The following is a 13,129-nucleotide window of genomic DNA, read 5'->3' on the forward strand; positions in this document are numbered from 1 at the left end:
CCACGACATCGCCGACATCCTGCCACTGACCCCCCTCCAACAAGGACTGCTCTACCACACCAAAACCACCCAAGGAATTGACGATTCGTACGGGGTGCAGCTGGCGATCTCATTCAGCGGTGCCCTCGACGCTCGTCGGTTGCGCGAGGCAATGGGCGTTGTTGTCAGACGCCATCCGAACCTGGCGGCCCGATTCCACACACAGTTCGACATCCCGGTACAAGCGATCCCGTCCGCCCCCGCACCTTGCTGGCGGTATGTCGAGCTGCAAGTGGAGGACATCGACGAGCAGATTCAACGCGTGTGCCGCGAGGAGCGTGCCGCAGTCTGCAAGCTCGATGAAGACCCGGTCTTCCGGGCAACAGTGATCCGCACCGCATCCGATCAGCACTGGTTCGTGCTCACCTTCCACCACATCGTGATGGACGGCTGGTCGCTACCGATCCTGCTAGGCGAGATCTTCGCCGGCTATCACGGCAACCAACTACCCCCACCCACCCCGTACCGCGCCTTCACCGCCTGGCTGGCCGGTCGCGATCTCGACGCCGCGGAGAACGCATGGCGAGAGGTGTTGGCCGACCTGGAAAGTCCTACGCTGGTCGGCCGGTCAGGCCGGTTGGCGTTGGGACGCCAAGGCGTGGAATCGTTCCGACTTTCCGAGGAAACCACGCGGGCCATCGGCGAGTTGGCTCGCTCACACCGCACAACCGTCAACATCGTGCTGCAATCCGCATGGGCTCAGTTGCTGATGTGGCTGACCGGCCGACACGACGTTGCTTTCGGTGTCGTGGTTTCGGGTAGACCCGCCGATGTACCCGGCGCCGAATCCATGGTCGGGCTCCTGATCAACACCGTGCCGGTACGCGCACACATCACCGCCACCACGACCACCACCGACCTTCTCGAACAGCTGCACAACGACCACAACGCCACACTCGAACACCAACACCTCGCCCTCACCGAAATCCACCGCATCACAGGCCACGATCAACTGTTCGACACCTTGCTCGTCTACGAGAACTACCCGGTCGACAACGAGGCGTTGTCGGGCATCACAGGGTTGACGATCACCGATATTCACGGCAGTGAATCCACACATTATCCGCTCACGATGGCCGTCCGGCCTGGCAACGAGTTCGAACTTCGCGTCGAGTTCCGCTCGGATGTGTTCGCCCCGGAGGCGATACATGCCCTGATAGCGCGGTTGGAGCGCACGATGATCGCGATGACCGCTGATCCGGCCAGGCGGTTGTCCACCGTGGAACTGCTCGACGCGCCTGAGCGCATCCAACTCGACGAGTTCAGCAATCGTGCGGCGTTGTTCGAGCGAAAACCCACCCTGGTGTCCATTCCGGCGGCCTTCGCCGGCCAGGTAGCCCGTGTACCGGATGCGGTGGCGCTGGTGGGCGACGGGCGGTCGATGACATATCTGGAGTTGGATCGGGCGACGAATCGGTTGGCGCATTCGTTGGCTGAGCGTGGTGTGGGTCCCGGGCAGGTTGTGGCGCTGCTGTTTTCGCGATCCAGCCAAGCAGTCGTGGCGATGCTGAGTGTGCTCAAGACGGGGGCGGCGTACCTGCCGATCGACCCGGTGTTGCCGACGAAGCGGATCGAGTTGATGGTGGCCGACGGCGCACCTGCGGTGGTGATCACGACGGCGGGTCTGCGCTCGCGGCTCGATGGCTTGGATGTGCCGGTCATCGATGTCGATGATCCCTTCGTGAGGAGGCAACCTGCCACCGCACTGCCGGCGCCGAGCGGTGACGACGTCGCTTACGTGATCTACACCTCGGGGACGACCGGTGTCCCCAAGGGCGTCGCGATTACCCACGGCAGCGTCACTCAGCTACTCGCGTCGTCAGGCCTGCCGCCGTCTCGGGTATGGGCACAGTGGCATTCGCTGGCCTTCGACGCCTCAGTCGAGGAAATATGGGGGGCACTGCTAAGTGGGGGCCGATTGGTGATCGTGCCTGAGTCGGTGGCCTGCTCGCCAGAGGCGCTTCACGACCTGCTGATCACCGAGCAGATCACCTTCCTCAGCCAGACCCCCTCTGCAGCAGCTGTTTTGCCGTCTGAGGGGCTGGATTCGCTGGCGCTGCTGGTGGCGGGTGAGGTGTGTGCGCCTGATGTCGTGGATCGGTGGGCACCCGGGCGGTTCATGGTCAACGCCTATGGCCCGACCGAGACCACGGTGTGCGCGTCCAGGACGGCGCCGTTGACTGCCGGGTCCGGCGTTGTGCCGATCGGTACACCGATACGAAGCGCGGCCTTGTTCGTGTTGGATGGATGGTTGCGGCGAGTGCCGACCGGTGTGGTGGGGGAACTGTATGTGGCCGGCGCCGGGGTGGGGGTTGGTTATGTGGGACAGGCGGGGTTGACCGCTTCGCGATTTGTGGCGTGTCCGTTCGGTGATGCAGCAGCGTCGGGCGCTCGGATGTATCGCACCGGGGATTTGGTGTGTTGGCGCGCCGACGGTCAACTGCAGTTCCTGGGACGCGCCGATGAACAGGTCAAAATCCGCGGTTACCGCGTCGAGCTCGGTGAGATCCAGGCAGCCCTTGTCCAACTGGAAGGGGTAGGGCACGCGGTCGTGGTCGCCCGAGAGGACCGCCCCGGCGACATCCGTCTGGTCGGCTACGTCACTGAAACCATCACTAAGGCAGTAGATCCCATCAGAGCGCGCAGCGAGATGGCCGAGCAGCTGCCGGACTACATGATCCCGACCGCGGTCGTGGTGTTGCCGGCGTTGCCGCTGACGGTCACCGGCAAACTCGACATGCGCGCATTGCCTGCGCCGGTATACACCGGGGATGAGTACCGGGCACCGGGCAGCGCGGTCGAGGAAATACTTGCCGGAATCTACGCCCAGATTCTCGGGGTTGAGCGCGTCGGGATCGATGACTCGTTCTTCGACCTCGGCGGAAATTCGCTCTCCGCAATGCGTCTGATCACAGCGATCAACGCCTCGCTGGACGCGGATCTCTCGGTGGGGGCACTGTTCGATGCGCCCACTGTTGCTCAGTTGACGCCGTGTCTCGATGCGGGCGTGGAGAAACGGCCGGCTCTGATGCCCGTCGAGCGGCCTGCCTTGGTGCCGTTGTCGTTCGGCCAGCAGCGTCTGTGGCTCATCGACCAGCTCCTAGGGCCCTCTCCGGTTTACAATCTGGCCGCGGCGCTGCGTCTGCGGGGGAACTTGGACGTCGAGGCGTTGAGGGCGGCATTAGCCGATGTGGTTGGCCGCCATGAAAGTCTGCGTACGCTGCTACCCGCAACGGAGGGTAAAGCGCGCCAGGTGGTGGTTCCCCCCGATCGCGCCGACCCGCGATGGGATGTCGTGGATGCTTCCGGCTGGTCCGTGACCCGATTGGACGAGGCGCTCGACGCGCTGGCATGTCACAGCTTTGACTTGGCATCCGAAATCCCAGTGCGGGCATCACTTTTCCGCCTCGCTCACGATGAGCATGTATTGGCCACCGTCGTGCACCATATCGCTGCGGATGGCTGGTCGTTGACCCCTCTGGTGGCTGATCTGGGGGTCGCCTATGCCGGCCGGTGTGTTGGGCAGAGTCCTCGTTGGGCGCCGTTGGCCGTGCAATACATCGACTACACGCTGTGGCAGCGTGCGCTGCTGGGGGAACTCGACGATTCCGCGAGTCGGATCAGGGCGCAACTGAGCTATTGGGAGCAAGCGCTGGCTGGATTGCCCGAGCGCCTTGAATTACCGACTGATCGGCCGTACCCCCCGGTGGCCGATCACCGCGGGGACAGTGTGGCAGTGGACTGGCCGGCGGAATTGCATCGGCAAGTGGTCCGGGTGGCGCGTGAGCACAACGCGACCCCTTTCATGGTGGTGCAGGCAGCGCTGACAGTGTTGCTATCGAAGATGAGCGCCAGTGTGGATGTGGCGGTGGGGTTTCCGATTTCCGGACGCTGTGACCCCAAGCTGGACGAGCTTGTGGGATTCTTCGTCAACACCTTGGTGCTGCGGGTCGACATGAGCGGGGATCCGACCGTCGCTGAGTTGCTGGCCCAAGTGCGGCACCGCGATCTGGCCGCCTACGAGCATCAGGACGTGCCCTTCGAAGTCTTGGTCGAACGGCTCAATCCAGCCCGCAGCCTTGCCCATCACCCACTGGTGCAAGTGGCGCTCGCGTGGCAGAGCCACCAGCCCGCCGTGCCGCTCATGGGTGACCTGCGCGTCACGACGCTGCCGCTGAGCACCCGCACCGCCCGCATGGATCTGACCGTTTCCCTCGCCGAGTCACTCACTGCCGCCGGTCAGCCCGCGGGCATCGGTGGGCTGGTGGAGTTTCGCACCGACGTGTTCGACGAGAGCAGTATTCGCACGTTTGTGAGGAGATTGGAGCGGGTGCTGGTGGCAATGACCGCTGACCCGGCTCGGCGGTTGTCGACCTTGGACCTACTCGATAAGGCCGAGCACGCCCGAATCGACGAAGTTGGTAACCGCGCGGTGTTGTCCAGGAGCGGCATGACGCCGGCGTCGATCCCGGTCGTCTTCGCCGAGCAGGTGGCCCGCGTCGCGGATGGGGCAGCGCTGGTTTACGACGGCCGCTCGATGACATACCGGGAGTTGGATGCGGCCACAAACAGGTTGGCCCACATGTTGATCTGCCACGGGGCCGGCCCCGGAAATGTGGTGATGCTGTTCCTACCGCGTTCAGCCCAGGCGGTCGTCGCGATGCTGGCGGTGCTCAAGACGGGAGCGGCGTACCTGCCGATCGATCCGGTGTTGCCGGCGGACCGGATCAGATTCATCGTGGCCGATGCCGCGCCGATTGCCGTCCTCACCGATTCGACGTGGTCCGAGCAGATGAGCGAGTCCGATTTGTTGATGATCGACGTCAATGACGTCTGCGTCGACGATCAACCCAGCGCTGCGCCGCCGGCGCCAAGGGCTGATGAGATCGCTTACATCATTTACACGTCGGGCACCACCGGTGTGCCCAAGGGAGTGGCCATCACCCACCGCAACGTGACTGAGTTGCTGAAGTCGCTTGATGCCGAGTTGTTGCCCGCAGGCGCGTGGCCCCTCTGTCATTCGTTGGCCTTCGACGTGTCGGTCTGGGAAATCTTCGGGGCATTGCTGCGTGGCGGCCGAGTGGTTGTCGTTCCCGAGGAGGTAGGACGCTCGGCTGACGACTTCCACGCCCTGCTCGTTCGCGAACGGGTGGACGTCCTCACCCAGACACCCTCTGCCGTCGGGGTTTTGCCACGAGATGGTCTCGAATCAGCGGTGCTGGTTGTGGTCGGTGAGCGGTGTCCTGTCGAGGTGGTGGATCGGTGGGCGCCGGGGCGGGTGATGATCAATGCCTACGGGCCCACCGAAACGACGATGTGTGTGGCGGTAAGTGCTCCGTTGGTGGCGCGGTCGGCGGTGCCGATTGGTTCGCCGGTGTCGACTGCGGCGCTGTTTGTGTTGGATGGGTGGTTGCGTCCGGTGCCGGTGGGTGTGGTTGGGGAGTTGTATGTGGCCGGTGCTGGGGTGGGGGTTGGTTATCTGGGGCGTCCGGGGTTGACCGGTTCGCGGTTTGTGGCGTGTCCGTTCGGTGGGATGGAGGCCCCCGGCGAAAGGATGTATCGCACGGGGGATTTGGTGTGTTGGCGCGCTGATGGGCAGTTGGATTATCTGGGGCGTGCCGATGAGCAGGTCAAGATCCGCGGGTATCGGATCGAGTTGGGTGAGGTCCAGGCGGCTTTGGCGGCATTGGATGGGGTCGAGCAGGCGGTGGTGATTGCACGCGAGGATCGTGCGGGCGACATGCGCCTTGTCGGTTATGTCACCGGCTCTGCGGACCCGACGGGGATCCGTGCGCAGTTGGGTGAGCGGCTGCCGGGCTATATGGTTCCGGCTGCGGTGGTGATGTTGGATGCGCTGCCGTTGACGGTCAACGGCAAGCTTGACGTCCGTGCATTGCCTGCACCGGATTACACCGGGGGTGAGTACCGGGGGCCGGGCAGTGCGGTCGAGGAGATCCTGGCCGGTATCTTCGCCGAAGTCCTCGGTGTCGAACGAGTTGGCGTCGATGACTCATTCTTCGATCTCGGCGGCGACAGCATCCTGTCGATGCAAGTGGTGGCCCGCGCCCGAGCGGCCGGTCTGCTGTGCCGGCCACGTGACATCTTTGTTCACCAGACGGTGGCGAGGCTGGCCGAGGTGGCGGTAATCACCGATGGTGATTCCGGCCCGGTCGATGAGGGCATCGGGCCGGTGGTCGCTACCCCAATCATCCGCTGGCTGGCGAACATTGAGGGTCCGGTGGATCAGTTCAACCAGTCGGTCGTGGTCCAGGCGCCTGCGGGGGTCGCCGAGGCCGACGTGATTGCCATTTTGCAGGCCTTGGTCGATCGGCATGCGATGTTGCGCCTACGCGTCGACGACGATGACACCGGTGAATGGATGCTGTCGGTGGCGGAGCCCGGCTCTGTGAATGTCCGCGAGTGCCTCAATACCGTGGAGGCCCTTTCCGACGAGACGTTGGTGACTGCGCGGTCGCGATTGAACCCGGCGGCCGGGATGATGGTGAGTGCGCTGTGGGTGCCCCACACCGGTCGACTGGCGCTGATAATCCACCACCTGGTTATCGACGGGGTGTCGTGGCGAATCCTATTGGAGGATCTCGACATCGCGTGGAGTCAACATCGCAGTGGACATCCGATCGAGTTGCCAGTGGGTGGTACCTCGTTTACCCGCTGGGCGTCGCTGTTGTCTGAGCATGCACATGCTTCGGGAGTCGTCGGCCAAGCGCACATGTGGCAGCAGGTGGCGCAGACCCCGGCGGTGTTGCCCGCGGTGCGCCCGGAGGCGGACACGTATGCCTCAGCCGGACGCTTGTCGGTGGTACTGGACAGCGATACCGCGAGCGTGCTGTTGAGTGAGGCGCCGGCGGCGTTCCATGCGGGCGTCCAAGAGATTCTTCTGATCGCGTTCGGGTTGGCCGTAGCGGAGTTCCTCGGCACCGGCGAGATGCCGATCGCCATCGACGTGGAGGCTCACGGACGTCAGGAGGAACTCGCCCCGGATGTGGATCTATCCCGCACGGTGGGATGGTTCACCGCGAAATACCCTGTTGCGCTGACGGTTGGGGGACTTTCCTGGGGACTGGTGATCGCCGGGGATACGGCGCTGGGGGCGGTTATCAAGAAAGCCAAAGAGCAACTCCGTGCACTTCCGGATCCGCTGTCCTACGGTCTGCTGCGCTACTTGAACCCCGACATCGAGTTGGGCGGGGCCGACCCCCCGATCGGCTTCAACTACCTGGGACGGCTCGGCGCTACCATGCCCGGGTTACCCGATGAGATGTGGGGAATCAGCCCGGACAGTTTGTCGCTCGGCGCGGCCGTTGCGGCTGTGCCTATGCCGCTTGCGCATACCTTGGAACTCAATGTCGGCGCCGTGGACATGAGTACCGGTCCCCAGCTGCACGCCGACTGGACATGGGCGCGCTCGGCGTTGGATCAGTCCGAAGTATCACGACTCGGCCGGCTGTGGTCTGAGGCCCTTGTCGGCATATGTACGCACGTACGTAGCGGTGGTGGCGGGTTGACGCCATCCGATATCGCCGCCGGCCTGGATCAGCGCCAGCTCGACAAACTCCAGAGCCGATATGCGGATCGCTGACGTACTGCCGCTGACGTCCCTCCAGCAGGGACTGCTCTTCCATGCCAGCGCGGCGCAGCCAAGCGACGACGTATACGCGTTGCAGCTGGCTTTCACCGCGACGGGCCCACTGAATCCAAACCGGCTCCGCGAAGCGGTGCAAACGGTGATCAAGCGCCATCCTCACCTGGTGGCTCTCTTCTCTGACGAGTTCGATGAGCCGGTCCAGATCATCCCGGCTGACCCCGTGCCGGGGTGGCGGTATGTCGAGATCGACGGACACCCCGTCGATATCGACGAGCAGATCGAGAATCTGTGCGCCGAGGAACGCGCCGCGGTCTGCGATCTGGCCGAGGGGCCACTCTTTCGGGTGGCGTTGGTCCGTACCGCGAGAGACCGGCACCGGTTTGTGCTCACGAGTCACCACATCGTCATGGATGGTTGGTCGCTGCCGATCTTGCTGGGGGAGATGTTCGCTGCGTATCAAGGACATCGATTACCCGCGGCCGCGCCATATCGGGACTTTGTCATGTGGCTGGCCGGTCGTGATCGCGACGCCGCCCGCACGGGTTGGCGGCAGATGTTGGCCGGTTTCGACACTCCCGCCCTTGTGGGCCCCCCGGTCAGGTTCGGGTCGGGGTGTCGCGGGGTGGAGTCGTCTTGCGTCTCGGCCGAAATCACTGAGGCCTTGAGGGAACTGGCGCGACTGCACCACACAACCGTCAATGTTGTGCTGCAAGCAGCATGGGCGCAGCTTCTGATGTGGATGACGGCGCGATCCGACGTCATATTCGGGACGACGGTTTCGGGTAGGCCGGCCGAGGTTGCCGGTGCCGAATCGATGGTCGGATTGTTCATCAACACCGTTCCGGTGCGGGCGCGCGTCACTGCGGATACGACCATCGCCGAGCTGATCGGGCAGCTGCAGAACACTCACATCAATACGCTTGAGCATCAGCACCTCGCGCTGCCCGAGATCCACCGGATCACCGGGCAAGAGAAATTGTTCGACACTCTCTTTGGTTACGAGAACTATCCGATCGAAACCACTGCGCTGTCGGGCGACCACGAGCTGGTCGTCACCGAGCCCACCGTCCGTGAAACCAACCACTATCCGTTGACGTTGCAGGCCCAGCCTGGCCGTGAACTCGGCCTTCGCATGGAGTACGACACCGACGTCTTCGATGCGGACGGTATCAACAGGTTGCTGCGGCGGTTGGCGCGGGTGTTGGTGGCGATGATCGCCGATCCGTCGAGTCGACTGGCGCGGGTTGATGTGCTCGACAACGCTGAGCGGTATTGGCTCGACGAATCGGGTAACCGTGCCGTCCTGAGGCGACCCGTGACCCCCGCGCTGTCGATTCCGTATTTGTTTGCTGAGCAGGTGGCGCGTGCGCCGCAAGCGGTGGCGGTCACCTACGACGGTAGCTCGTTGACGTATCTGGAGCTCGACCAAGCCTCTAATCGGTTGGCCCGTCTGCTGATTGATCTTGGCGTGGGCACCGATCGTGTTGTGGCACTGATGTTAGAGCGCTCGGCCGAAGCGGTTGTGGCGATGCTGGCGGTGCTCAAGGCGGGATCAGCGTATCTGGCGATCGATCCGGCGCTCCCCGCGGACCGGATCCGGTTCATGGTGGCCGACGCCGCGCCGAGTGCCGTTATCACCGCTGCGAGCCTGCGCTCCCGCTTGGTGGAATTCGACGTGGCGGTCATCGATGTCGAGGATCCCCGCACCGACCGCTATCCGTGCACGCCGTTGCCGTCGGTGCACTCAGCGAATATGGCTTACCTGATCTACACCTCCGGCACCACGGGGACGCCTAAGGCGGTCGCCATCACCCACCGGAATCTGGCTCATCTGGCGGCATCCGCGCCAACCCAGCTGCCGGCTGAACAGGTTTGGACGCAATGTCATTCGTACGCCTTTGACTTCTCAGTCTGGGAGATCTGGGGTGCGCTGCTTGGTGGTGGTCGGCTGGTGGTGGTGCGTGATTCGGTGGTGAGCTCACCGCAGGACTTCCACGAACTATTGATCGGCGAGCAGGTCAATGTATTGACTCAAACCCCCTCGGCGGTGGCGTTGCTCCCACAGGACGGACTGGAGTCAGTCACGTTGCTGGTGGGTGGTGAGCGGTGTCCTGTCGAGGTGGTGGATCGGTGGGCGCCGGGGCGGGTGATGATCAATGCCTACGGCCCCACCGAGATCACGGTGTATGCGTCGATGAGTGCTCCGTTGGTGGCGCGGTCGGCGGTGCCGATTGGTTCGCCGGTGTCGACTGCGGCGCTGTTTGTGTTGGATGGGTGGTTGCGTCCGGTGCCGGTGGGTGTGGTTGGGGAGTTGTATGTGGCCGGTGCTGGGGTGGGGGTTGGTTATCTGGGGCGTCCGGGGTTGACCGGTTCGCGGTTTGTGGCGTGTCCGTTCGGTGGGATGGAGGCCCCCGGCGAAAGGATGTATCGCACGGGGGATTTGGTGTGTTGGCGCGCTGATGGGCAGTTGGATTATCTGGGGCGTGCCGATGAGCAGGTCAAGATCCGCGGGTATCGGATCGAGTTGGGTGAGGTCCAGGCGGCTTTGGCGGCATTGGATGGGGTCGAGCAGGCGGTGGTGATTGCACGCGAGGATCGTGCGGGCGACATGCGCCTTGTCGGTTATGTCACCGGCTCTGCGGACCCGACGGGGATCCGTGCGCAGTTGGGTGAGCGGCTGCCGGGCTATATGGTTCCGGCTGCGGTGGTGATGTTGGATGCGCTGCCGTTGACGGTCAACGGCAAGCTTGACGTCCGTGCATTGCCTGCACCGGATTACACCGGGGGTGAGTACCGGGGGCCGGGCAGTGCGGTCGAGGAGATCCTGGCCGGTATCTTCGCCGAAGTCCTCGGTGTCGAACGAGTTGGCGTCGATGACTCATTCTTCGATCTCGGCGGCGACAGCATCTCGGCGTTGCGCATGATCTCGGCTGTCAATACCGGCCTGGAAGCAAATCTTTCGGTTCGAACGGCGTTCGATGCGCCGACGGTGGCACAGCTGGCAACGCGCCTCCGCGAAGACACCGGCAGGCTCGAGCCCCTGGTGCCGATGCAGCGGCCCGCTGCAATTCCCCTGTCGTTCGCCCAACACCGCCTGTGGTTCATGGACCAATTGCACGGTCCCTCACCCGTTTACAACATCCCGGTGGGCTTGCGGTTGCACGGGTCGCTAGACGCCGATTCTCTGGGTGCGGCGTTACGGGATGTGATCGGCCGTCACGAAAGCCTACGTACACGATTCGATGCACCTGACGGAACACCGAGGCAAGTGGTGGTGCCGGCGGACGCGGCCGAACTGTGCTGGGATATCGTCGACACCGCCGGATGGTCGCAAAGCCGGCGCGACGAGGCCATCCGTACCGCAGGACGGTACGCGTTCGACCTGGCGTCCGGAATCCCGTTGCGAGCGTGGCTGTTCCGCGTTGCGAACGATGATCATGTACTGGTCCTTGTGGTGCACCACATCGCGGCCGACGGATGGTCCGTCGCCCCGTTGGTGCGTGATCTGGGTGTCGCGTATGCCGCACGCTGCGAGAGCCGGAACCCCGAATGGGTGCCATTACCGGTGCAGTATGTCGATTACGCGCTGTGGCAGCGCAGTTTGTTGGGTGATCTCGATGACGCCGAGAGTCCGATCACCGCGCAGGTGGCCTATTGGGAGCAGGCGCTGGCCGGTCTGCCCGAGCGGTTGCAGTTGCCCACTGATCGCCCCTACCCGTCGGTGGCCGACCACCGCGGTGCCACACTATCGATTGACTGGCCGGCCGAGGTGCAACGGGCAGTGCGCACGGTGGCCGCTGAGCACAGCGTGACGAGCTTCATGGTGGTGCAGGCGGCGCTGACTGTCCTGATGGCCAAGCTCACCACGAGTTCCGATGTGGCGGTCGGCTTCCCGATCGCCGGGCGTCGCGACGCCGCGCTGAACGATTTGGTGGGGTTCTTCGTCAACACCCTGGTGCTGCGCGTCGATCTGACCGGCGATCCCACCGTGGCCGATCTGTTCACCCAGGTGCGCCAGCGCAGCCTGGCCGCCTATGAGTATCAGGATGTGCCCTTCGACGTGCTGGTCGAGCGGCTCAACCCGGCCCGGAGCCTGACCCATCATCCGCTGGTGCAGGTGGCCTTGGCCTGGCAGAACCTTCCTGGACACGACCTCGAACTCGCCAACAGGAGCCTTGGCGACCTGCAAGTCACGCCAGTGGCGGTGGACACCCAGACCGCCCGGATGGACTTGACCATTTCGTTGGCTGAACGTTTCACCGATCGTGGTGAATCCGCTGGCATAGCCGGGGCGGTGGAATTTCGTACGGATGTGTTCGACGCGGCCAGTATCGAGTCGCTGATCGAGCGTTTCCGGCGGGTGTTGACGGCGTTGACCGCGGACCCGACCCTGCGGTTCTCGGCTGTCGATGTGCTCGAAGCGCCCGAGCGCATCTGGCTCGGTGAGGCAGGCAACCGCGCAGCGTTGACCAGATCGGTCACGCCAGTGACGATTCCGGCGTTGTTTGCCGAGCAGGTGAGGCGGGCGCCGCATGCGGTCGCGGTCAGCTTCGAGGGCCGGGATATGTCCTATCGCGACTTGGATGTGTCGTCGAATCGCTTGGCGCACTGGTTGGTCGGTCACGGCGCGGGCCCGGGCGAGTGTGTAGCGCTTTTGTTGGAGCGTTCGGTGGATGCCGTTGTGGCGACGCTGGCCGTGCTCAAAGCCGGGGCGGCCTATGTGCCGGTCGATCCGATGGTGCCGGCGGCGCGAATCGATTTCGTATTGACCGATGCCGCGCCGGTGGCCGTGATCAGCACGGTGGAGTTGCGGTCACGGCTGGACGGTTGTGAACCGCATGTGATCGATGTCGCCGATCCCGCCATCGACGTCGAACCCGATACGGCCCTGCCTGGACCTTCTGCCGACGCGATCGCTTACGTGATCTACACCTCGGGGACCACCGGCGTACCGAAGGGGGTCGCCCTCACTCACAGCAACGTGACTCAATTGCTGGGCTCGCTGGATGCCGGATTGCCGGCTGCGGGAGTGTGGCCGCTGTGTCATTCATTGGCCTTTGATGTGTCGGTTTGGGAGACCTTTGGGGCGCTGCTCCGCGGCGGGCGGGTCGTCGTGGTCGGTGAGGATGTTGCGAGCTCAGCTCAGGACCTCCACGCCTTGCTCATTCGCGAACAAGTCGACGTATTGACCCAGACACCCTCTGCGGTAGCCGCTTTGCCGTACGAAGGACTCGACTCTGCGGCTTTGGTGGTGGTCGGTGAAGCGTGTCCGCCGGATGTGGTTGATCGGTGGGCGCCGGGACGGCTGATGATCGACGCCTATGGCCCGACGGAGACGACGATGTGCGTGGCGATCAGTGCGCCGTTGCGGGCTGGTTCGGGGGTGCCGCCGATTGGTGGGCCGGTGGTGGGGGCGGCGTTTTTTGTTCTTGATGGGTGGTTGGGTTTGGTGCCGGTGGGTGTGGTGGGTGAGTTGTATGTGGC

At 64.0% G+C, this 13,129-nt stretch carries 1 pseudogene; it reads left to right on the forward strand.

What is annotated here, in order from left to right:
- A pseudogene (locus AU198_RS25870) lies at positions 1-13,129 on the forward strand (non-ribosomal peptide synthetase); the annotation flags it as partial.

This window comes from Mycobacterium sp. GA-1199 (genome assembly GCF_001500045.1).
Taxonomy (GTDB): Bacteria; Actinomycetota; Actinomycetes; order Mycobacteriales; family Mycobacteriaceae; genus Mycobacterium.